This window comes from Candidatus Pantoea formicae, assembly GCF_011752625.1.
GTDB classification, from domain to species: Bacteria; Pseudomonadota; Gammaproteobacteria; order Enterobacterales; family Enterobacteriaceae; genus Pantoea; species Pantoea formicae.
Genome location: NZ_VWXD01000017.1, coordinates 13,453 through 36,122, shown reverse-complemented (window position 1 = coordinate 36,122; position 22,670 = coordinate 13,453). Strand labels below are relative to the sequence as shown.

Genomic DNA, 22,670 nt, shown 5'->3' with positions numbered 1-22,670 from the left:
TCGTGGGCTATTGGTTTATTGTGACCACCATCACTTCCCGGTATTTCACCGCTGCGAAGAACAGAATTTGAGAATCCCAATGAACAAGACTGATGAATTGCGTACTGCGCGCATCGGCAGCCTGCTGACGCCAGCTGCGCTCGCTCAAGAGCACCCTATCTCAGCGGAGATTGCCACTAATGTCACCGCCGCTCGTCAACGTATTGCCCGTATTCTGACGGGTGAAGATCCACGCCTTCTGGTGATTATCGGCCCCTGCTCGCTGCACGACCCTAAAGCGGCGATTGAGTACGCTGAACGCCTGAATGTGTTACGTGAGCGCTATAAAGACCGTCTGGAAATCGTGATGCGCGCCTACTTTGAGAAACCGCGCACTGTGGTGGGCTGGAAGGGACTGATCTCTGATCCGGATCTGGATGGAAGCTTCGACGTCAATCGTGGCATCGCCATCGCACGGAAACTGCTGCTGGATATCAATGCCATCGGCATGCCAACCGCCACCGAATTCCTCGATATGGTGATCGGGCAGTTTATTGCCGACTTGATCAGCTGGGGGGCGATTGGCGCACGCACGACCGAGAGTCAAATTCACCGGGAAATGGCCTCTGCGCTCTCTTGCCCTGTCGGCTTCAAAAATGGCACGGATGGCAATGTGCAGATCGCGGTCGATGCGATTCGCGCCTCTCGCGTCAGCCATATGTTCCTGTCACCCGATAAACATGGCCAAATGACCATTTACCAGACCAGCGGAAACCCTCATGGCCATGTCATCCTGCGCGGCGGCCGTCAGCCAAACTATCATGTGGAAGACATCAATGCGGCAGCGGCCAACCTGCGTGATTTCAATTTGCCAGAGCAGTTAGTTATCGACTTCAGCCACGGTAATTGCCTGAAACAACACCGCCGTCAGCGTGACGTTGCGGATGAGGTTGCCGCACAAATCCGCGCCGGTTCTCGTGCCGTGGCAGGTGTAATGATTGAAAGCTTCCTACAGGAAGGCAATCAGAAAGTGGTTAGCGGTGAGCCATTAACGTATGGCCAATCGATTACCGACCCCTGCCTGAGCTGGGAAGACAGTGCGGAAGTGCTGGAAAAACTGGCTGCCGCCGTGGACAGCCGGTTCTAACACGCTTAGCTGGAGCAGCTTACCTCCAGCGTTTTACCCCACTCGGGTGGCCGTTGGCGTAATTCGGCGCTAACGGCCGCGTCATTAAAGGGTTGCTGTAACGCCTGATGCAAGGTTTCCAGCGCCGCTTTTTCCCCTCGCTCAACGTCTTCAATCACTTGCTGAGCCAGATAATTACGCAGCACCAGCGCTGGATTAGCTTCTTTCATCACGGCCTGGCGTTGCTCATCTGTCGCCTCATCTTGCACCAGACGTTGGCGATAGCTGTCGTACCAGCGGTCAAAGGCTTCACGATCGATAAATTCATCACGCAGCGGGGAGCGGCTTTCCTGCTGTTGTGTATCACTCAGCAATCGGAACGTCAGGGTGTAATCACTGTGTTCTTGCGTCATCAACGAAAGTAGCTGAGTGAGGATCGCATTGTCATTGGCATCAGCGGTTAACAGCCCCAATTTGGCACGCATCCTCTCACCCCAGACTCGCATCAGCTCTGTTTCGTAATGACTCAGCGCTTGTTTGAGCTGATCCGTCGTCATCAACCCTGATAACGCGTGTGCCAGACGATTCAGGTTCCACAGACCAATCATTGGCTGATTTTCGAACGCGTAGCGGCCTTGATAATCGCTGTGATTGCAGATGAAGCCTGGCTGGTAGTCGTCGAGGAAACCATAGGGGCCATAGTCCAACGTCAATCCAAGAATCGACATATTATCGGTATTCATCACGCCATGCGCGAAGCCGACACTTTGCCATTGGGCAATTAAGCTGGCGGTGCGTTTAACGATATCGGTAAACCATAACAGGTAGCGATCGGCGTCATCTTTTAAGTGCGGCCAGTGATGATGAATGGCGAAATCAGCCAACTGACGAACCTTGTCCTGTTCGCCGCCATAATAGAAGTGTTCAAAATGACCAAAGCGCAGATGGCTTTCCGCAATACGCATCAGCATCGCGCCGCGTTCCTGGGTTTCACGCAATACCGGCTCATCACCAATGGCGAGCGCGAGCGCGCGCGTAGTGGGGATCCCAAGGTGGTGTAGCGCTTCAGAAGCCAGGAATTCGCGTACGCTCGAACGTATAACGGCGCGACCATCACCCATCCGAGAGTAAGGCGTTAGGCCCGCACCTTTTAGGTGCCAGTCGAGTTTGCGACCATCCTCCAGTCGCTGTTCGCCGAGCAAGATGCCGCGGCCGTCACCCAGTTGCCCAGCCCAGACACCAAACTGATGTCCACTGTAGACCTGCGCCAGCGGAGCCATCCCAGGCAGTAATGCCCGACCACTCCAGACACCGTGGCCTTCCCCCTGAAAGAGAGCGTCGTCTAACGCCATGTCGTTCGCCAGTGGCGCATTGTAGTAAAACAGACGCCCACCCGCCAAAGGCGTTGGGGCCAATGCGGAGTAGAATCCCGGCAACTCTTGCTGCCAACTATTAATAAAATGCATTAATACTCCTGAGGGCGCACAGATACCACGCACCTGCATTGAGTTTTAAAAGTAGTGATGAGTGTAACGCCGACGCGGCACGGATAACAGATGAAGGTTTACTGCTGAGAAGGGTTGTGCAAAGTCACATCGGGATAAATAAGATCGCTTAACCGTTCCGCTTTAACCACCGGGAACATACTCCCCTGCAGATGTGCGCCATGGATAACACTCACTTTCTCCAGCATCTGATTATTGTCTACACCACATATAATCATTTGGTCAGCGTAGTCAGAGAAGTTATCAATCACCGTTTGAATAAATGGCGTAAAGGATGCACGTTTTGCAAGGCCCTGAATAAAGGCTTTATCCAGTTTCAACACACTAAAAAGATTATCATATACCGCTGTCGCCGGTGCTTTACCTGCACCAAACTGTGAAAGCGATAAACGAAATTCACGCTGAAGCGCAGCAAGCAGAGGTTGTGCTTTTCCGCTGGCTAATTGGGGAAACGTTTCGTTTATATCCAGAATAATAAAAGGAAGTTGTTTAAATTTCCTTAACAGAAATTCACTTTCCAACAGCGTGATTGCCATCGAATCATCAATACGAACCAATGCGGTAATTTGATGTAGCTCAAAAAAGTCACGGTACTTTTCCAGCAATGAAAGCTGGCTCTGCAGTAAGCGTAATTGCTGGGCATCATCCAACTGCGGCAACAGCAGATCCTGCGGCAGCGTAATAGGTGCGCTGTCGTGAACGAATTGCGTGACCAGCTCGACCGAAGTCAGCTGACCCGCCAGGGTGTATGCTGGATAAAACCAGGTTTCCGACTGATAGTCGGCAGATAAATGGACTTTCATTTCAACAGCCAGATGGAGTGGCAATTGGCGCATCGTATATCAATGAAAACAACCAGGCAATAGTACCAAACGTTGGAAGAGAGGACGTTTTTTGCCTGATTAAGCCTTAAATAATACTTAAGCCAAATAGCCGAGGCTAATATCCGCAATGGTTAAATATATTAAGCGCTATTTTTAGTATTAAAGCCACTACAGGTAAAGTGCCATTTTAAATCAGAGCTAAATCGGAGCTTCATTTCTGAATACTCGAAATCCATGAGTTTAAATGTCAGGTCATACCTGGTAGGGTAACCAATCAGATACGCCGAGCTTGCCAAAATACTTTGCGCCAATAGACATTATCCAGAGAGGATCGGATGACGCCCTGGCTGGTCGATGCGTGAATAAAAGTGTTGTCAGTATCGTAAATTCCCACATGCAAACCATTTTCCCCGCTTCCGGTTTTGAAGAACACCAGATCGCCAGGCAGCAGATCGCTTTTATCAATACGCGTGCCAATATCGGTCTGATCAATGGTTGATCGGGGGAGTTGCATGGCGAATTGATCGCGAAAAGTCAGATAAACAAAACCTGAACAATCAATACCGCCACGGCTTAAACCACCATATCGGTAGGGTGTGCCGCGCCAGTGATTTAACTGTTCATTAAGTTGCGCAATGACGGTGATGGAATCAGACAAGCGTCCATTTGGAGGAGGCGCACGGTGGCTACTACAGCCAGCCAACAGCATAATCAGAATAAAAATCGCCAGTCGCATCAGAATAGTCCTTAAATCCGTCGCCCGGCAGACACTTTAGCGGCAAATCCGCCTTTCAGGCAACGATATTCAAGGGATAAACAGCAGCGGGCCTTGTGCTGTCTCTATCTGCTCAAAGTCAGTCTGATAGATCGGCGCCAGATGTGCAGCAGTGAGCACGCTTTTAGCCTCGCCTTGTCGTACAACCCTCCCCTGATGCATAAGCCATACAATATGCGCGTGACGCAAACTGTGGTTAAGATCATGACTGCTGGCAATAACGGCAAGACCCGCATGGCACACGTCGACGAGCAGTTTATCCACTGCACGTTGCTGTGCGACATCCAGCGCTGTCATCGGTTCATCCAGAACCAGCAACTTTGCTCGAGGGTTGATCGCCGGATGCGCCTGCAATACCACTGCAGCCAGCCGGACGCGCTGCCATTCGCCGCCAGAGAGTTGCGTCAACATGCAGGTCAGCTTCTCCTGCAAACTGAGTTGGCCAAGCACATCCCTCAGTATTGCATCTGCCTGCGTCGCGCTCGAAGAGAGATGCAGGCGTAAATAGTGCCATACCGGCATTGAACCAAGCGGCAGCTGCTGTTGAGGTAACCAGGCACGCCATTGCGCCAGCTCAGCCCCCTTGATCTCACTCAGCGCTCTTCCGGCAAATTCAATCACACCCTGAGCAGACAATAAACCAGAAAGCACATTTAACAGCGTGCTTTTACCTGCGCCGTTCGGACCCACCAGATGCACCAGTTGGCCTTGATTCACTCTAATATCAATCGGAGCCAAGCGTCCTGCGACGCTGGCTCCCTTGCACTGCAGCAACATTTAATCTGCCAGCGCTTGCTCAACGCGTTTCAGAATGATCGGATCGTCTGGTGTCATATCGGGAGAAAAACGTGCAATCACTTTGCCCTGTTTGTTGATCAGGAATTTTTCAAAGTTCCACAGAATGTCACCCTCAGCTTTTGGTGCTCGTCCCTTACTGACCATACGCTCCAGGAAACCGCTGCCTTCAGGACGCTGTGCTTCAGGCTGTGCCGCTGTCAATTGCGCGTACAGCGGGTGGCGATGCGCACCGTTAACATCGGTTTTGTCGAACATCGGGAAGGTCACACCATAAGTGGTGCTGCAGAACGTTTTAATTTCTTCATTACTGCCCGGCTCCTGCTCGAGGAACTGATTGCAAGGGAAACCCAACACGCTGAAATCTTTGTCCTGCCAGGCTTTTTGTAATGACTCCAACTGCTCGTATTGCGCCGTCAGACCACATTTTGACGCCACGTTCACCACCAGCAGGACTTTATCCTGATACTGCGCCAGGGTGGTTTTTTCGCCATCCAGGGTAACCAGATCTGTCTGATAAATACTCATTGTCGATTCCTGTTGTTAATACCAAGATGCCAGCCGCAGCTAGCGCGAAGACTTCACTAATAGCACAATAAACAGGGGAGCGCCGAGCGTGGCAGTCACCACGCCGATGGGTAATTCTGCCGAAACCAGCACCAGACGAGCGATAATGTCCGCACCGAGCAGAACAGCCGCCCCCGCCAGTGCCGAAGCCGGCAAGAGATAACGATGGTCACTGAAACCGCTCAGCCGTAATAAATGCGGTATCACGAGCCCGACAAACCCTATTGCTCCCGCCATCGCTACGCTGGAGCCGACTAACCAGCCCATTGCCAGTACCAGTACATTGCGCCACAGCAGTAAGGGTAAGCCCAACTGGCGTGCCGAAGTCTCTCCCAGCGCCAGCAGGTTCAGAATGCGCGCGGTTGCCGTGAGTAGCAGTGTCACAGGCAATAGCGCCAACATCATCCAGCCATAACGCCAGTCAATACCGCTGAAACCGCCCATCATCCAGTACATCAACTGGCGTAGATCAAGGCTGGTACTAAAGTACACTGCCCACGTCATGATGGCGCTACAGATGATGCCGAGAGCGACCCCGGTCAGAAGCAAGCGGCTGACTGATAACTGACGATGGGCAAAGTGAAGCAAGATAAGGGTTATCAGCAGTGCGCCAGCCATTGCCGCCAAAGCCAGACTCCACAGCGAACCATTTCCGAGCATCACCCCCAGCACTAAACCAATCCCAGCACCGTTGGAAACGCCCAGTAAACCGGGTTCAGCCAGTGGATTATTAAACAGTGCCTGCATGACAACGCCACACACCGCGAGCGCGGCACCGACCAGCAGCACCGCCAGTGTGCGTGGCAGACGCAATTGCCAGACGAAAAGTCGATCGTTCGCGCTAAACCATTGGGTTGGGGATATCCAACTGTCCCCTGCACACAAGCTCAGGATGAACAACAGCAGTAAGGCAGCGCTCAACAGTATGAGCCAGCGTTGGCTACGGCGATCGGCCTGGCGGGCAAGCTGGTCCAGCAGAGTCATAGATAGGATTAGCTGAGAAAACAGAGATTTGATTGTAGTGGGATTGTAGCAAAAAGAAAGCGGCACCTTATAGTGCCGCGGAGGGTGACTTAGTGACGCGGTGGGATTGGTTGACCGTGGTCATCGTGTTGATCGCGCTGGTCATGATGTTGCTCACGAGGCTGTGGCTTATTATCATGATGCGGCGCTTTGCCCGGCTGCTGTGACTGCCAGCCGTTACCGTTCCAGTAGCCGTGTGGTCCTTTCATACCAACACGTTGGTTATGGTGCTGTTTCCACCACGCTGGCTGACGCCAGTCGTAACCATCCCAGTAGTAACCTCGTTTATCCTGGTCACCGATATGAATCGATGCACCTGGGGTGTTGATGTTAATAGAAACATTGGCGCTAGCCAGCAGCGGCATACCTAACAGGATGCTCAGTAAAAGTGCTGTCTTTTTCATCAGCAAAACCTCTTGTAATGTGATGGCGCTGTTATAACAAAAGCGCCAAGACAGTCACTATCAGCCAGTGCCGATTTTCATGCTATTTTCCGGATACTTACCGAATCCTTACATTGTGAAAAGATTGCGCAAAACGCCTGTTTTTCAGCCAATAAAAAAGGCCGCTAAGCGGCCTTTTTGTGATACTGAAATTAGTCAGCGTCCTTTGGTGTCGCATTCTCAACGCGACTTTTCAACTTCTGCCCAGGACGGAATGTCACTACCCGGCGAGCAGTGATGGGAATATCCTCTCCCGTCTTCGGGTTACGGCCAGGACGTTGGTTTTTGTCACGTAGATCAAAGTTACCAAATCCGGACAGTTTAACCTGTTCTCCGTTTTCTAACGCACGGCGAACTTCTTCAAAGAAGAGTTCAACCAACTCTTTGGCATCGCGTTTGCTCAACCCGAGTTTTTCAAACAGGTACTCTGACATTTCAGCTTTTGTAAGCGCCATAGGTTCAATCCCTCAAGGTTGCCTGGAATCGCTCTTTTAATGCCGCAACACATTTGGCAACGGTCGCGGCAATCTCCTCTTCTTCGAGTGTCCGGCTGGTATCCTGCAAAATCAGGCTAATCGCGAGGCTCTTTTCGCCCTCGTTCACGCCCTTACCACGGTACACGTCAAACAAGTTTACGCCAACTACCTGATTTACGCCAACTTTCTTACACTCCGCGATGATATCTGCTGCAGGCACGTTTTCGGCCACAACAACAGCAATATCACGACGGTTTGCTGGGAAGCGTGAAATCTCGCGCGCGTCAGGCAGGACGCGGTCTGCGACCTTATTCCAAAGCAGTTCAAACACTAAGGTGCGGCCGTTGAGATCCAGCTTACGTTCCAGCTCCGGATGAACCACCCCGATAAATCCGATTCGTTCGCCGCGTAAATAAATTGCCGCGCTCTGTCCCGGATGCAGCGCCGGATTGGCTTCTGCACGGAAAGAAATCTCTTCGAGTTTACCGGTCAAATCCAGCAGCGATTCTAAATCGCCTTTTAAATCATAGAAGTCAACCGCCTGGCGCGCCAGATCCCAATGCTCTTCATAGCGATTACCGCTCAGAACGCCCGCCAGCATAAGATCCTGGCGGATACCGAGATCGGCCTGCGTATCAGGAACAAAGCGTAAACCGCTTTCAAACAGGCGTACACGGCCCTGCTGGCGATTCTGGTTATAAACCACCGCGCCGAGCAGGCCGGTCCATAGCGACAGACGCATCGCAGACATATCGCTGGAAATTGGGCTTGGCAGAATCAAGGCCTCTTCACCTGGATGCAGCAACTGCTGCACTTTAGGGTCGACGAAGCTATAGGTGATCGCTTCCTGATAGCCTTTATCGACCAGCAGGTTACGGGCACGCTTCAGCGACAAATCGGCTTCACGATGCTGCGTCATAATCAGACTGGCTTTCACTGGCACATCAGGAATGTTGTTGTAGCCGTATACACGGGCCACTTCTTCAACCAAATCTTCCTCAATCGCCATATCGAAACGCCAGCTTGGCGCGACCGCTTTCCACTCATTTTGGCCTAGGGTCACTTCGCAGCCCAGGCGCGTCAGGATGTCGGTGACCTGATCATCAGCAATAACGTGCCCAATCAGACGGTCCAGCTTTTCGCGACGCAACGTGATAGTGGCGCGAACCGGCAGTTTGCTCGCATCGGTCTGATCGATAATCGGACCGGCTTCGCCACCGCAAATGTCCAGCAGTAGCTGAGTCGCACGCTCAATCGCTTTGTATTGCAGAGCCGGGTCAACACCGCGCTCGTAGCGGTGTGAAGCATCAGTATGCAGGCCCTGACGACGCGCACGACCGGTAATGGCCAAAGGTTCGAAGAATGCACATTCGAACAAGACGTTTTGAGTCTCTTCGTTCACTCCCGAGTGTTCACCACCAAAGATACCGCCCATCGCTAACGCTTTATGATGGTCAGCAATCACTAAGGTGTCGCTGCTGAGTTTAGCTTCGGTGCCATCCAACAGGGTCAGCACTTCGCCCTCTTTCGCCATGCGCACCACGATACCGCCATCGATGCGATCGAGGTCAAAGGCGTGCATCGGCTGGCCAAGTTCCAGCAGAACATAGTTGGTGATATCCACAACGGGATCGATTGAGCGAATACCACAGCGACGCAGCTTTTCACGCATCCACAGTGGCGTTGCTGCTTTCACGTTAATCCCTTTCACGACGCGGCCCAGATAACGCGGGCAGGCGTCAGTGGCGTCCACGCGAATCGGGAAGGTATCGGTGATGGTCGCTTTGACCGGCTCGATGGTCGGCTCGGTTAACGGCAAGCCGTTAACGACTGCCACATCGCGCGCGATGCCGATAATACCGAGGCAATCAGCACGGTTTGGTGTCACGCTGATTTCGATGGTGTTGTCATCCAGCTTCAGGTAGCTGCGGATGTCAGTGCCGATCGGCGCATCAGCAGGTAATTCAATGATGCCGCTGTGATCGTCGGAAATACCCAGCTCAGAGAACGAGCACAGCATGCCCTCTGAAGGCTCACCGCGCAGCTTCGCGGCTTTGATTTTGAAATCGCCCGGCAGCACCGCGCCTACGGTAGCCACGGCGACTTTCAAGCCCTGGCGGCAGTTTGGCGCGCCACAGACGATATCCAGCAGGCGATCGCCGCCTACGTTGATTTTGGTCACGCGCAGTTTGTCGGCGTTCGGGTGCTGACCGCACTCCACCACTTCACCCACCACCACGCCATTAAAGGCACCGGCGACTGGATCCACGCCGTCCACTTCAAGGCCGGCCATGGTGATTTGCTCAGACAGCGCAGCGCTGTCCAGGGCTGGATTTACCCATTCGCGTAACCAGAGTTCACTGAATTTCATTGGATAACCTGCCCTTATTTAAATTGTTTGAGGAAACGTAAATCATTTTCGAAGAAGGCGCGCAGATCGTTCACGCCATAACGCAGCATGGTGAGACGCTCCATCCCCATGCCGAAAGCGAAGCCAGAGTAGACTTCCGGGTCGATGCCCACATTGCGCAACACATTCGGATGCACCATGCCGCAGCCCAGCACCTCCAGCCACTTGCCATTTTTACCCATCACATCCACTTCCGCAGACGGTTCGGTGAACGGGAAGTAAGAAGGACGGAAGCGAATCTGCAGGTCTTCTTCAAAGAAGTTGTTCAGGAAATCGTGCAGCGTGCCTTTCAGGTTGGTGAAGCTGATGTCTTTATCGACAATCAAACCTTCCATCTGATGGAACATTGGGGTGTGGGTTTGATCGTAGTCGTTACGGTACACGCGACCTGGCGCGATGATGCGGATCGGCGGCTGCTGGTTTTTCATGGTGCGGATCTGCACGCCAGACGTCTGGGTGCGCAGCAGACGGGTGGCATCGAACCAGAAGGTATCGTGGTCAGCACGCGCCGGATGGTGTCCAGGAATGTTGAGTGCGTCGAAGTTATGATAGTCATCTTCGATTTCCGGACCGGTGACCACCGCAAAGCCCAACTCGCCGAAGAAGTTTTCGATACGATCGATGGTGCGGGTCACCGGGTGCAAGCCGCCGTTCTCAACGCGACGACCTGGCAGCGAGACATCAATGGTCTCTGCGGCGAGGCGCGCATTCAGCTCAGCGCTTTCCAGGGTGTCTTTACGTGCGTTAAGACGATCCTGCACCTGCTGCTTCGCTTCGTTAATCACCGCGCCTGCCGCAGGGCGTTCTTCTGCTGGCAGTTCACGCAGGGTGGTCATTTGCAGCGTCAAGTGCCCTTTTTTACCCAGGAATTCGACGCGCACGGCGTCCAGGGCGGCGATATCCGACGCCTCGTCGATAGCGGCCGTGGCACGGGCCACCAGGTCTGCGAGTTGGGACATGATTTCCTCTTCTTCCAGCCGGGCTGGTCAGTTCTTGTTAGGACCGTGAGATCCGATTAAGTGTCGCCAGAAACAAAAAAGCCTCCACGAGGGAGGCTTTCAGCGCGATTTTTCGTTTCTTTTCTTATGCGCAAAAGCCCCCGATTGTCAGGCGCTAAAGTAAAAAAAGAAACGGAAAATAGCAGCGTGCATGCTTGCGTTACCTTGTCTTGATAGAAACCGCACTATTGAAAAGCCCAGCGGTTAAAATGTCAATCTTTTGCGTGAGTTGCAGGCAATAAAAAAGGGAGCAAGCTCCCTTTTTCATCTGACTTACGCCAGAGCTGATTTTGCTTTTTCGACCAGTGCCGTGAAGGTCACTTTGTCGAATACAGCGATGTCAGCCAGAATCTTACGGTCGATTTCAATAGAGGCTTTTTTCAGGCCATTGATGAAACGGCTGTAAGAGATACCGTTCTGACGGGCCGCAGCGTTGATACGCGCGATCCACAGCTGACGGAACTGACGCTTACGTTGACGACGGTCACGGTAAGCATACTGACCAGCTTTGATAACAGCCTGGAAAGCAACGCGGTAAACACGTGAACGTGCACCGTAGTAGCCTTTAGCTTGTTTTAAGATTTTCTTGTGACGTGCGCGAGCAATTACACCACGTTTTACGCGAGCCATGTGAGCTCTCCTATATCATATTCTGTGATGCCCTATTCCCTGCAGTACGCAAAGTGTTCAGGCAGATTTATAAAAAGTTTACTTATGCGTACGGCAGGCAGGCAACAACCAGACCCAGATCGCCTTTAGACACCATGCCTTTCGGACGCAGGTGACGTTTACGCTTGGTAGACTTCTTAGTCAGAATATGACGCAGGTTCGCGTGCTTACGCTTGAAGCCGCCAGAAGCGGTCTTCTTGAAGCGCTTAGCCGCGCCACGGACAGTTTTAATCTTTGGCATTTTTACAAATATCCACTTCGCATTGTTAATAAAATGAATCAGACAGGCGAATAAGATTCCGCACAGCACGAACGCTGCGCGGAATTATTACTTGAAGGCCTACTGTTTCTTCTTCGGTGCGAGCACCATGATCATCTGGCGGCCTTCGATCTTAGTCGGGAAGGACTCGACAATGGCCAGATCCAGATCTTCACACAGGTCTTTACGGACGCGGTTAAGCACTTCCATACCGATCTGCTGGTGCGCCATTTCACGACCACGGAAACGCAGCGTGATTTTGGCTTTATCGCCCTCTTCCAGAAAGCGAATCAGGTTGCGTAGTTTGACCTGATAGTCGCCATCATCGGTACCAGGACGGAATTTGATTTCCTTAACCTGGATAACTTTCTGCTTCTTCTTCTGTTCCTTAGAAGACTTACTCTTTTCATAAAGGAACTTGCCGTAATCCATAATACGGCAAACCGGCGGTTCGGCGTTCGGGCTGATTTCAACTAAATCTACGCCAGCTTCTTCGGCTTTCTCAATTGCTTCGCGCAATGTCACAATGCCAAGTTGCTCGCCGTCTACGCCAGTTAAGCGCACTTCGGTAGCACGGATTTCGCCGTTGATACGGTTCGGACGCGTCGGTTGTACTCGTTTTCCGCCTTTAATAACCTTATTCCTCTAATTGGTGAAGATGTCGGCTGCGAATCTCTTGTTGCAGCTTCTCAACAAACACATCTACGTCCATGCTCCCGAGGTCTTTACCACGGCGGGTGCGCACGGCAACTTTGCCTGCTTCCACCTCTTTCTCACCGCAAACCAGCATATAAGGGACGCGACGTAATGTGTGCTCGCGGATTTTAAAGCCTATCTTCTCGTTTCTCAAGTCTGCTTTGACACGAATGCCAGCTTTCTGCAATTTCTTTGTCAATTCACTGACATATTCTGCCTGACTGTCGGTAATATTCATCACCACAGCCTGCACGGGGGCCAGCCAGCTCGGGAAGAAGCCCGCGAACTCTTCAGTCAGGATGCCGATAAAGCGCTCCATTGAACCGAGAATCGCACGGTGAATCATTACCGGCGTCTGACGATCGTTGTTTTCGCCCACATAAGTGGCGTCCAAACGTTTTGGCAGGGAGAAGTCTAGCTGAACGGTGCCGCACTGCCATGCGCGGTCGAGGCAATCGTACAGGGTAAACTCAATTTTCGGGCCGTAGAAGGCACCCTCTCCTGGCTGATATTCGAACGGAATTTCGTTCTCCTTCAGCGCTTCTGCTAAATCCACTTCCGCACGGTCCCACATTTCATCGGTACCGATACGTTTCTCCGGACGGGTCGACAGTTTCACCACGATTTTTTCAAAACCGAAGGTGCTGTACATGTCGTACACCATGCGGATACAGCTGTTCACTTCATCACGTACCTGATCTTCAGTACAGAAGACGTGAGCATCATCCTGCGTAAAGCCGCGTACGCGCATTAAGCCGTGCAGTGCACCTGATGGCTCGTTGCGGTGGCAGCTACCAAACTCCGCCATACGCAGCGGCAGGTCACGGTAGGATTTCAGACCCTGATTAAAGATCTGAACATGGCCTGGGCAGTTCATCGGCTTGATGCAATATTCACGGTTCTCAGAAGAGGTGGTGAACATCGCTTCTTTATAGTTTTCCCAGTGACCGGTTTTTTCCCACAGCACGCGGTCCATCATGAACGGACCTTTTACTTCCTGGTAATCGTATTCTTTCAGCTTGGTGCGGACGAACACTTCCAGTTCACGAAAGATGGTCCAACCATCGTTGTGCCAGAACACCATACCTGGCGCTTCTTCCTGCATATGGTACAGGTCAAGCTGCTTACCGATTTTACGGTGATCGCGTTTCGCCGCTTCTTCCAGGCGCTGCAAATAGGCAGCCAGCTGCTTCTTATCGCCCCAGGCTGTACCGTAAATACGCTGCAGCATTTTGTTGTCGCTGTTGCCGCGCCAGTAAGCACCGGAGATTTTCTGCAGTTTAAAGTGATGACAGAAACGCATGTTCGGCACGTGCGGACCGCGGCACATGTCGATGTATTCTTCATGATGGTACAAACCAGGTTGATCATCATGGCTGATGTTTTCGTCAAGAATGGTGGTTTTGTAGCTTTCGCCACGCTCAGCAAACACATCACGTGCTTCCTGCCAGCTCACCTTTTTCTTCACAACATCGTAATTAGTCTCAGCCAACTGGTGCATACGCTTTTCCAGCAGCTCAAGATCTTCCTGCGTCAGGGTGTGTTCGAGGTCGACGTCATAATAGAAGCCGTTATCGATCACCGGGCCAATCGCCATTTTGGTATTCGGCCACAGTTGTTTGATCGCATGCCCTAACAGGTGCGCACAAGAGTGACGAATGATTTCCAGACCGGCTTCATCTTTGGCGGTGATAATTGCCACCTGAGCATCTTCGGTGATCGGATCAACCGCATCAACCAATTCGCCATTTACACGACCGGCAATACAGGCTTTCGCCAAACCCGGTCCGATATCCAGAGCGATATCCATCACGCTGACCGGACGGTCAAAAACGCGCTGGCTGCCATCAGGAAGAGTAATTACTGGCATTTCATATCCTTAATTGCAGTGGTAAGCCACACGAAAGCCTACATGCAACATTGAGTTCAGTTTGAGTAACCCGGCGTAATGTCAGACCCACGTTGTCGGAATGGCGCCAGGAGTGTAAAGCGCCGGAGATAATAGCAGCTTTCGCCCGCGATCTAAACCCGTGAAAAATGCGCTAAGCCATAGACAGATAAAAAAAAACCGCTGCGCGGCGCAGGCCGGCAACGGTTTTCTCCATCACAGCTCGCTTACATCGCGTAAGAAAGCTGGATGGTGGTTTTGGTGTCGGTACGATCCGGCGCAGACTCTGGCGGATTGTTATTCCAGGTCACGTTGTAGGCCAGCTTCAGCGCAAAGTGCGCATTGATCGCCACCTGCAAGCCGGTTTCGGAGTTCACCGTAGTGTCGTCACCGAAGCTGCTCAACACTGACACACCCTGAATGAACTTGGTGGTATCCGTCAGCTGCCATTGATAACTCACCGCACCATAACCCAAGGCTTTGGTTTCGTGGCCACCCGCGTGGAAATCATCATAACGAACACCAGGACCAAATTCAGCACGCAGTGAATGCACTGGGCCGTTGAGGATCTGGCGACCGTAACCGGCGGTCAGCACATCACGGGAGTCATAACCGTTGAAGCGGTCACTCAACCAGCTTGCCTGACCGAACAGGTAATCAGCGCTGTTCATGTTGTAGCGTGTACGACCACCCAGGCTGTAGGTCTCTGACGAACGCTCATCGTTTGAAGAGTTGTTCGCGGCATTACCCCAGAGACTGTAAGCGGTGTTGGTCTGATACCAAGTCATGTTGGTCGCAGCACTCAGCGCTGAACTGGTGGTGTTACCGGTTTGAGCCAGATATCCCGCTGACGCGCTGCCTTCGAACGGTTTTTTTGCCGTTGAAGGGTCATCCATGGAGGTAAAAACAGTGTTATCAGCTAATGCCTGGTGACAAAATGCTCCAGCAGAGAGCAATACAACAGCGGACAGCTTATTAAAGGCTTTCATTAAATGTGACCCGTACGGCAGTTTAAAAAAGGGTGAGTCTGAAGAGTTTTCCCAGCCAATCAATGCAATTTACGGTAAGTTTTGTAAAAAAATATGAAATCGCCGGAAAAGCCATGTTTCGCGTTGGCCCCGCTTGCGTAATGGGATTTTTCCCATTACCGGCGCGCATTATAAGAGGCATTTAGCGAAATAGCAGCTTAATTGCTACAAGAATTTTCTTAACCTCACTGACACAGATTTACGCCCTCGCCCAGGTCAACATTGTGCAGAATTCGCTCTATAAGCTGCGCTGGTCTACGCTGAAATCTGTTCCAATACAATGAGGTGAAGGATGAGCGATCATGACCTTAAACGTTACATTGTCACGCTGAGTTATCAGGACGAGAGCTTAAGCGATCTCCAGTCACTTAACAGCGTGATGGTTAATGGGGGTTACAGCACCACCATAAAAGATGATGAGGGACATCCACACGAACTCGGCACCAATAGCTTTGGCCTGATCAGTGCACTGGAACAGCAAGAAGCGATTGCGCAAACGGTGGGGCTCGCTGAGGTGGCATTACATCGCAAACCTGAGGTTGAGATCACTACACTTGAAGAGTATTTGAAGTCGCAATCCTGAAGGAGTGCAAAAATCAGGCAGCAACACTGGTTTTGCTCAAGTTTTGCGCGCTACAATCACACTTACGCAGCGAATTAAGAGGATTACCCAATGTGGTCAGCCGTTAGTCGTCTGTTAAGCGAACACGCCGGCAATGCCGAAATCACGGAACGCCATGAACTACCCGGTGGAGATGTTCATCCCGCTTGGCGCATTCGTTATGGTGAACTGGATGTGTTCGTTAAGTGCAACACGCGCGATATGCTTACTTTATTCAGTTGGGAGGCCGACCAGCTCGGTTTGCTAGCCCGCACACAAACTGTCCGTGTGCCAAAAGTCTATGGTGTAGGCAGCGATCGTGACAGTAGCTTTCTGTTGCTGGAATATATTCCTCCTGAAGCCCTGAATGAGCACACTGCCTATCAACTGGGGCAGCAGTTGGCGCACCTGCATCAATGGAGTGAGCAACCGCAGTTTGGCCTCGACTACGACAATAACATCACGACTTCACCCCAACCCAATAGCTGGTTACGCCGCTGGTCAGTGTTCTTCGCTGAACAGCGAATCGGATGGCAACTCCAACTCGCCGCTGAGAAAGGAGTGCAATATGGCAATACCGAGTTAATTGTCGATTGCGTTCAACGAGCGCTGGCTAATCACCACCCGCAACCTTCTTTATTACATGGTGATTTGTGGCCGGCTAACTGCGCCGGCAGCAGCAGTGGCCCTTGGCTGTTCGACCCTGCCTGTTATTGGGGGGATCGCGAGTGCGACCTCGCGATGTTGAGTTACTACGCTGATTTGCCGCGTCAGATTTACGACGGTTATCACGCCGTATGGCCATTGGCTGAGGGGTTCTCGCAGCGTCAGCCGATTTATCAACTTTATTATCTGTTGAACCGTGCCAACGTATTTGCGGGTAATTGGGAAGATGAAGCGCAATTCGCCATCAACCAATTGCTCGATGAGGATGCGTTAGGACAACGTCAGGCCTGAACGGCCTGACGACTTACAACATGCCCAGTAACTTCAGGACAAAATATCCGGCGATAGCAATCACGATCGGCAGAATATAGAGCGGAAAAATCTGGAGCAATATCGTGTGGCGTGGGACATGGATTTTTTCTTCCAACTGCGCGCGCGTACGACCTTCAGCGCCCTTCGCCTGCTCAAGAATCAACTGATCCTCAATGCCTTCTTTAATATGGCGTGACTGACGCCACATCCGTGCACCTGAAGCCTGCAGCGCAATCCCGACAAAAATCAGGATGTAGATGATCCAGAAACCGATATTGGCTCCGCCGTTAAACTCTGGCACCGGCGAATTTTGCCAAAACATGTTCAAAAACGGCGTGTTGAACTTAATCATGTCAACCATAACATGGACAAAATCGAGCATCACGGCATCAATTCCCGGCTGCTTTTCGCTATGTTTAAACATAAAGCCGAGGATTGAGATGATGGTCGATAGCAAAGCCGGAATGAAAATGACCCAGCCAGCCACTCGCTTAAGGATGGCGATGCGGCCAGCCTGTTGGTAAGTCATGGTGTCTCCCTTCACATACAGTAGTTTTGCCTAAGTCTACCTGTACTGGGGCAATTTTTCCTGAAAAATGCGTAACCTGCCGTAAGTCGGTTTTCCCTGCCTGACATGTTAAGGTAGGGCAAATTTCAAACGGAGCTGTAGCATGAGTTATCGTCGCCCTGTGTTGGCCGCTATTTTTGATATGGACGGATTGCTGATCGACTCCGAGCCGCTGTGGGATCAGGCTGAACTCGACGTTTTCGCCAGTTTAGGTGTGGACATCAGCCGCCGACACGAACTGCCGGATACCTTGGGTCTGCGCATCGATCAAACCGTCCGCATGTGGTTTGAAGCCCTGCCTTGGAACGGTCCAGATCAAGCTGAAGTCACCCAGCGTATTATTGCGCGAGCCTTGGCGCTGGTTGAAGAAACACGTCCGTTGCTGCCTGGTGTTGAGCAGGCACTGCAACTTTGTCAGCAGCAAGGCTTAAAAGTCGCCCTCGCCTCTGCTTCACCTCTGTTTATGCTGGAACGCGTGCTGGAGATGTTTGACCTGCGTAAATACTTTGACGCCATTGCCTCGGCTGAAGCGCTGCCTTACAGCAAACCGCATCCGCAGGTGTATCTGGATGCAGCCGCGAAGTTGGGCATTGACCCGCTGAACTGCGTGACGCTGGAAGATTCGTTCAATGGCATGATCGCCACCAAAGCGGCGCGCATGCGTTCCATTGTGGTGCCGGCGAAAGAATACCGTGACGATGCACGTTGGGCATTAGCGAATGTGAAGCTGGAAGACCTGACTCAACTCACTGCTGAGCACCTGTTTAACTAATTATTCAGGGGGCTCGCTTTACCACCTGGCTCTCAGACCTGTAGGACCTGTTCGCCCCGCATCCTTGCCGGTCGGACGGGTCAATCCCTGGTTCTCACTCGCCAGCAGGCCACGCTTCAACACGCTCCCCTCATTTTTCCATATCTTGTACACGTCGCGGCTGGGAAGGCCGTTCCCTGTCCATCAGGCTTCACCATTGCGTTATGGGTGCTCGCCACTCTCTCTTTTGATCGCCTCCGCAAATAAATAAAACAACGTTTCATTTTTATTGAATTCACATCCCAACCTGCCTAAGATGCCCCAAGCGCCACGTTGAAACACGCCCTTTAACGTTGAGAGGTTTGAGATGGACGTTCGTCAAAGCATTCATACTGAACATGCCAAACAACTGGATACCGCGGGATTACGCCGCGAATTTTTGATCGAGAAAATCTTCGAGGCTGATAACTACACCCTGACTTACAGCCATATTGATCGCATCATCATTGGCGGAGTGATGCCGGTGCAGCAATCCGTCACCATAGGCGCGGAAGTCGGTAAGCAGTTGGGAGTAAGTTACTTTCTTGAACGCCGCGAGCTGGGTGTCATCAACATCGGCGGGCCGGGTTTAATCGAGGTCGACGGCAAAACCTGGGAGATTGGTCATCAGGAAGCGCTGTATGTAGGCCAAGGTGCGCAGCGCGTGGTGTTCCGCAGCAGCGAAGCCAGCCAACCGGCCAAGTTCTATTACAACAGTGCACCGGCGCATACCCGTTATCCCGACAAAAAGATCACGCTTGAAGAAGCCGTAAAAGCCACCTTAGGCGATGCCTCCACGTCCAACCGTCGCACCATCAATAAGTTTATCGTGCCTGATGTGTTACCGACCTGCCAGTTAACGATGGGCTTAACACGTCTTGATGACGGCAACCTGTGGAACACCATGCCATGCCACACCCATGAACGCCGTATGGAGGTGTACTTCTACTTTGATATGGCCGAAGAGAGCGCCGTTTTCCACATGATGGGACAACCCCAGGAAACCCGTCACCTGCTGGTGCATAACGAACAGGCGGTGATTTCACCGAGCTGGTCGATCCATGCCGGTGTGGGTACGCAGCGCTATACCTTTATCTGGGGCATGGTGGGTGAAAACCAAGTATTCGATGACATGGACCACGTCAGCATCAGCGCGCTGCGCTAACAGGAGTGAAAGATGATTCTTAATGCATTTAATCTCGAAGGCAAAGTGGCGCTGGTGACAGGCTGTAATACCGGTCTAGGTCAAGGAATGGCACTGGGTCTGGCACAAGCGGGCTGCGACATCATTGGTGTGAATCGCGCAGGTCCGGCGGATACTCAAGCTAAAGTCGAAGCGTTGGGCCGTCGCTTCTGGTCTATTCAGGCCGACCTCACCAAGCCGTCTCTGGTGCCGCACATTGTTGAACAAGCCGTCGCACAGGCTGGGCATATTGATATTCTGGTGAATAACGCGGGCATTATCCGACGCGAGGACGCGCTTAACTTTAGCGAGCAGGACTGGGATGATGTGATGAATATCAACAGCAAGAGCCTGTTTTTCCTCTCACAGCAGATTGCCCTTCAATTTATCAAACAAGGTCATGGCGGGAAAATCATTAACATCGCGTCGATGCTGTCATTTCAGGGGGGAATCCGCGTACCCTCCTACACTGCATCCAAAAGCGCCGTGATGGGCCTCACGCGCCTGATGGCCAATGAATGGGCTAAATACGGTATTAACGTTAATGCGATTGCGCCGGGTTACATGGCCACCAATAACACAGAACAATTGCGCAGTGACGAATCACGCAATGAGGAGATTTTGGGCAGGATTCCATCAGGTCGCTGGGGAATTCCCGATGACATGATGGGGCCGGTTGTATTTCTGGCCTCCAGCGCATCCGATTACGTACAAGGCTACACCTTGGCAGTCGATGGCGGATGGTTAGCACGCTAAGCTAACCTGTTCTTTTCCCGCGTCATTATGACGCGGGAAAGTGAAAAATATTAACGCTTCGTTACAGCGTCACCGTTCTATTTCACTGGATAAATCCCTATACTGGATGCATCGACAGTTTTTGCAGCCAGGTTTTATCATGACGGCCGAAGGCCATATCATTTTTGCCATTGCCAGTGCGATTTTTGCCAAGCGCGCAGAGTTGACGCCGGTAATGGCCAGCGCCGACTGGTGGCATCTTGTGCCTGCTGCGCTTTTAACCTGCCTGCTTCCCGATATTGACCACCCTAAATCTGTGTTAGGTCAGCGTTTCAAGTGGATTTCACAACCCATCGCGCGTGCATTTGGGCATCGCGGTTTTACCCACAGTTTGCTGGCCGTCGCAATCAGCCTATGGCTGTTCCAGTTGAATGTCCCCGCGGACTGGTTCTTACCGGCCGATGTGTTACAGGGACTCACGCTGGGGTATCTGAGCCATATCGTCGCCGATATGCTGACACCCGCTGGCGTACCGCTGCTTTGGCCCTGTCGTTGGCGCTTTCGTCTCCCATTATTAAATAGCCAAAAAGGCAATCAACTTGAACGCGCACTCTGTCTCGCATTGGTGGGGTACGCATTGTGGTTCCCGCCAGGCATGCCCTCTTTTGGTGCTAACGGTTGGCCTGAGCAACTGTTTAATACGTTACAGAATGGTATTAGTCGGTTGGTAAACGGTCAAACAGCGCAATAAAGTGACAATTTAAGCAATAAAGTTATAAGCCATTCCTTTTGAGTATAAGCTTGCACTTTCTTGAGCTGATAACATTCCTGACATTCCCTGACGGGAACTTACTGTTTTTCGCGCTGAGGTCATTCGCGGCGCGGTATATCTCTGGAGTCAAGCATGGATTTTCCCCTCATTATTAATATCGTGGCCTTTGTCGCGCTGCTGATTGTTTTAAATCGCATCGGCAACCCAAGCTGGAGTTTGTCAAAACGCGTCCTGACCGGTTTGGTGTTTGGCGTGCTTTTCGGCCTGGCCCTGCAAACCATTTATGGTGAAAACAGTCCAGTGGTGAAGGATTCAATTAGCTGGTTCAACATAGTTGGCAACGGCTACGTGCAATTGCTACAGATGATCGTGATGCCGCTGGTGTTTGCCTCAATCTTGAGCGCCGTTGCGCGTCTGCATAATGCCTCTTCACTTGGAAAAATCAGCGTATTGACCATCGGCGTGCTGCTGTTTACCACGGCGATCTCCGCATTGGTCGGCGTGATGGTCACCGGCCTGTTTGGTCTCAGCGCTGAAGGACTGGTGCAAGGTGCGCAAGAAACCGCACGTCTGAGCGCGATTCAAAGCAACTACGTCGGCAAAGTCGCCGATCTGAGTACGCCGCAGTTGCTGCTCTCCTTTATCCCGAAAAATCCATTTGCTGATATGGCGGGCGCTAACCCAACGTCAATCATCAGTGTGGTGATCTTCGCTGCCTTCCTCGGTGTAGCCGCTTTGCAGTTGTTGAAAGATGACAAAGTCAAAGGTGAGCGCGTGTTAGTGGCCATCGATACCCTGCAATCTTGGGTGATGAAACTGGTACGCTTGATCATGAAGCTGACTCCTTACGGTGTACTGGCTTTAATGACCAAAGTGGTGGCAGGTTCTAACCTGCAAGACATCATCAAGTTGGGTGGATTTGTGGTCGCGTCTTACCTCGGTTTAGCGATCATGTTCGGCGTGCATGCCCTGTTGCTGTCAGTGAACGGCATCAATCCGATGCGCTTCTTCCGCAAGGTATGGCCGGTCATTACTTTCGCTTTTACCAGCCGCTCCAGCGCCGCCAGCATTCCACTGAATGTGGAAACGCAGACGCGCCGCCTTGGTGTGCCAGAATCGATTGCCAGCTTCTCAGCTTCATTTGGCGCGACCATTGGTCAGAACGGCTGCGCCGGTCTCTATCCAACCATGCTGGCCGTGATGGTGGCGCCGACTGTGGGCATCAACCCGTTTGACCCGATGTGGATTGCGACCCTGGTCGGCATCGTGACCCTCAGTTCTGCGGGTGTGGCAGGCGTGGGCGGCGGTGCGACTTTCGCCGCGTTGATTGTTCTGCCTGCCATGGGCTTACCGGTCACGCTGGTTGCGTTGCTGATCTCGATTGAGCCGCTGATTGATATGGGCCGTACCGCATTGAACGTTAACGGTTCAATGACCGCCGGTTCTCTCACCAGCCGCTGGCTCGGATTAACCGATAAAAAAGTGCTAGAGAGTGACGAAAACGCGGAACTGGCGCATCGTTAATTCTTACGACATCCCCCACGGCAGGCCCGCAAAGTCTGCCGTTTTTTTTGGCGTAAAC

At 52.1% G+C, this 22,670-nt stretch carries 25 protein-coding genes and 1 other annotated feature; of the genes, 8 read left to right on the top strand and 17 right to left on the bottom strand.

Features of this window, described 5'->3' with window-relative positions; genetic code table 11:
- The first annotated feature begins 79 nt into the window (after positions 1-79).
- Positions 80-1,126, top strand: a complete 1,047-nt coding sequence (locus F3J38_RS25760) for a 3-deoxy-7-phosphoheptulonate synthase (protein WP_167143867.1) — start codon at positions 80-82, stop codon at positions 1,124-1,126.
- A gap of 5 nt (positions 1,127-1,131) precedes the next feature.
- On the opposite strand, the gene F3J38_RS25755 is transcribed toward F3J38_RS25760, so the two are convergent.
- The 16 genes from F3J38_RS25755 to F3J38_RS25680 form a co-directional block, all read right to left on the bottom strand.
- Entirely contained in the window at positions 1,132-2,571 is a 1,440-nt protein-coding gene (locus tag F3J38_RS25755) for a protein adenylyltransferase SelO (protein WP_167143864.1), read from the bottom strand.
- Between the two features lie 98 nt (positions 2,572-2,669).
- Positions 2,670-3,413 carry an EAL domain-containing protein gene (locus F3J38_RS25750; protein ID WP_167143861.1) on the bottom strand — a complete coding sequence of 248 codons (744 nt, stop codon included), beginning with the start codon at positions 3,411-3,413 and terminating at the stop codon, positions 2,670-2,672.
- A gap of 295 nt (positions 3,414-3,708) precedes the next feature.
- A complete protein-coding gene (locus tag F3J38_RS25745; protein ID WP_167143858.1) occupies positions 3,709-4,170 on the bottom strand; it encodes an NlpC/P60 family protein in 462 nt (153 codons plus the stop codon).
- Between the two features lie 69 nt (positions 4,171-4,239).
- The gene (gene btuD, locus F3J38_RS25740) at positions 4,240-4,986 is read right to left on the bottom strand and encodes a vitamin B12 ABC transporter ATP-binding protein BtuD (protein ID WP_167143855.1); all 747 of its coding nucleotides are present in this window, start codon (positions 4,984-4,986) and stop codon (positions 4,240-4,242) included.
- Entirely contained in the window at positions 4,987-5,532 is a 546-nt protein-coding gene (locus tag F3J38_RS25735) for a glutathione peroxidase (RefSeq protein WP_167143852.1), read from the bottom strand. It lies immediately after the preceding gene.
- A 39-nt stretch (positions 5,533-5,571) separates the two neighbouring features.
- Positions 5,572-6,555 (bottom strand): vitamin B12 ABC transporter permease BtuC, encoded by a 984-nt coding sequence (gene btuC / locus F3J38_RS25730; RefSeq protein ID WP_167143849.1) that lies wholly within the window; start codon positions 6,553-6,555, stop codon positions 5,572-5,574.
- An 89-nt stretch (positions 6,556-6,644) separates the two neighbouring features.
- Positions 6,645-6,998, bottom strand: coding sequence for a DUF2502 domain-containing protein (locus F3J38_RS25725; protein WP_167143846.1), 354 nt, complete (start codon positions 6,996-6,998; stop codon positions 6,645-6,647).
- 191 nt (positions 6,999-7,189) lie between these two features.
- Positions 7,190-7,492 (bottom strand): integration host factor subunit alpha, encoded by a 303-nt coding sequence (gene ihfA, locus F3J38_RS25720; RefSeq protein ID WP_007892687.1) that lies wholly within the window; start codon positions 7,490-7,492, stop codon positions 7,190-7,192.
- Between the two features lie 4 nt (positions 7,493-7,496).
- The gene (gene pheT / locus F3J38_RS25715) at positions 7,497-9,884 is read right to left on the bottom strand and encodes a phenylalanine--tRNA ligase subunit beta (RefSeq protein WP_167143843.1); all 2,388 of its coding nucleotides are present in this window, start codon (positions 9,882-9,884) and stop codon (positions 7,497-7,499) included.
- A 14-nt stretch (positions 9,885-9,898) separates the two neighbouring features.
- A complete protein-coding gene (pheS, locus tag F3J38_RS25710) occupies positions 9,899-10,882 on the bottom strand; it encodes a phenylalanine--tRNA ligase subunit alpha (RefSeq protein WP_167143840.1) in 984 nt (327 codons plus the stop codon).
- A 71-nt stretch (positions 10,883-10,953) separates the two neighbouring features.
- Positions 10,954-11,079 (bottom strand) — a sequence feature (Phe leader region).
- Positions 11,030-11,074 (bottom strand): pheST operon leader peptide PheM, encoded by a 45-nt coding sequence (gene pheM / locus F3J38_RS25705; RefSeq protein WP_121626058.1) that lies wholly within the window; start codon positions 11,072-11,074, stop codon positions 11,030-11,032. (Overlaps the previous feature by 45 nt.)
- 115 nt (positions 11,080-11,194) lie before the next feature.
- On the bottom strand, positions 11,195-11,551 hold the full coding sequence (gene rplT, locus F3J38_RS25700; protein WP_007892678.1) for a 50S ribosomal protein L20: 357 nt from the start codon (positions 11,549-11,551) through the stop codon (positions 11,195-11,197).
- Positions 11,552-11,633: 82 nt separating this feature from the next.
- Entirely contained in the window at positions 11,634-11,831 is a 198-nt protein-coding gene (gene rpmI / locus F3J38_RS25695; RefSeq protein WP_006118955.1) for a 50S ribosomal protein L35, read from the bottom strand.
- 99 nt (positions 11,832-11,930) lie between these two features.
- Complete coding sequence (gene infC / locus F3J38_RS25690; protein WP_034821726.1) at positions 11,931-12,482, bottom strand: translation initiation factor IF-3; 552 nt, start codon at positions 12,480-12,482, stop codon at positions 11,931-11,933.
- A gap of 4 nt (positions 12,483-12,486) precedes the next feature.
- The gene (thrS, locus tag F3J38_RS25685; protein WP_167143837.1) at positions 12,487-14,415 is read right to left on the bottom strand and encodes a threonine--tRNA ligase; all 1,929 of its coding nucleotides are present in this window, start codon (positions 14,413-14,415) and stop codon (positions 12,487-12,489) included.
- Between the two features lie 245 nt (positions 14,416-14,660).
- Positions 14,661-15,422 (bottom strand): DUF481 domain-containing protein, encoded by a 762-nt coding sequence (locus tag F3J38_RS25680; RefSeq protein ID WP_167143834.1) that lies wholly within the window; start codon positions 15,420-15,422, stop codon positions 14,661-14,663.
- A gap of 331 nt (positions 15,423-15,753) precedes the next feature.
- On the opposite strand from F3J38_RS25680, the gene ghoS reads away from it, so the two are divergent.
- Both ghoS and F3J38_RS25670 read left to right on the top strand, forming a co-directional pair.
- Positions 15,754-16,044 carry a type V toxin-antitoxin system endoribonuclease antitoxin GhoS gene (gene ghoS / locus F3J38_RS25675; protein ID WP_167143832.1) on the top strand — a complete coding sequence of 97 codons (291 nt, stop codon included), beginning with the start codon at positions 15,754-15,756 and terminating at the stop codon, positions 16,042-16,044.
- A gap of 90 nt (positions 16,045-16,134) precedes the next feature.
- Complete coding sequence (locus F3J38_RS25670) at positions 16,135-17,019, top strand: fructosamine kinase family protein (protein ID WP_167143829.1); 885 nt, start codon at positions 16,135-16,137, stop codon at positions 17,017-17,019.
- A 13-nt stretch (positions 17,020-17,032) separates the two neighbouring features.
- On the opposite strand, the gene F3J38_RS25665 is transcribed toward F3J38_RS25670, so the two are convergent.
- Entirely contained in the window at positions 17,033-17,569 is a 537-nt protein-coding gene (locus F3J38_RS25665) for a YniB family protein (protein ID WP_167143827.1), read from the bottom strand.
- A 142-nt stretch (positions 17,570-17,711) separates the two neighbouring features.
- On the opposite strand from F3J38_RS25665, the gene hxpB reads away from it, so the two are divergent.
- From hxpB to F3J38_RS25645, 5 genes are all read left to right on the top strand, one after another.
- Positions 17,712-18,380: a hexitol phosphatase HxpB gene (gene hxpB / locus F3J38_RS25660; RefSeq protein ID WP_167143824.1), complete on the top strand. Its 669-nt coding sequence runs from the start codon at positions 17,712-17,714 to the stop codon at positions 18,378-18,380.
- Between the two features lie 346 nt (positions 18,381-18,726).
- The gene (kduI, locus tag F3J38_RS28020) at positions 18,727-19,563 is read left to right on the top strand and encodes a 5-dehydro-4-deoxy-D-glucuronate isomerase (protein ID WP_205298413.1); all 837 of its coding nucleotides are present in this window, start codon (positions 18,727-18,729) and stop codon (positions 19,561-19,563) included.
- Positions 19,564-19,575: 12 nt separating this feature from the next.
- A complete protein-coding gene (gene kduD / locus F3J38_RS28015; RefSeq protein ID WP_205298412.1) occupies positions 19,576-20,337 on the top strand; it encodes a 2-dehydro-3-deoxy-D-gluconate 5-dehydrogenase KduD in 762 nt (253 codons plus the stop codon).
- Positions 20,338-20,476: 139 nt separating this feature from the next.
- Entirely contained in the window at positions 20,477-21,067 is a 591-nt protein-coding gene (locus F3J38_RS25650; protein WP_167143992.1) for a metal-dependent hydrolase, read from the top strand.
- Positions 21,068-21,220: 153 nt separating this feature from the next.
- Entirely contained in the window at positions 21,221-22,612 is a 1,392-nt protein-coding gene (locus F3J38_RS25645; protein WP_167143821.1) for an L-cystine transporter, read from the top strand.
- Positions 22,613-22,670 lie beyond the last annotated feature (58 nt).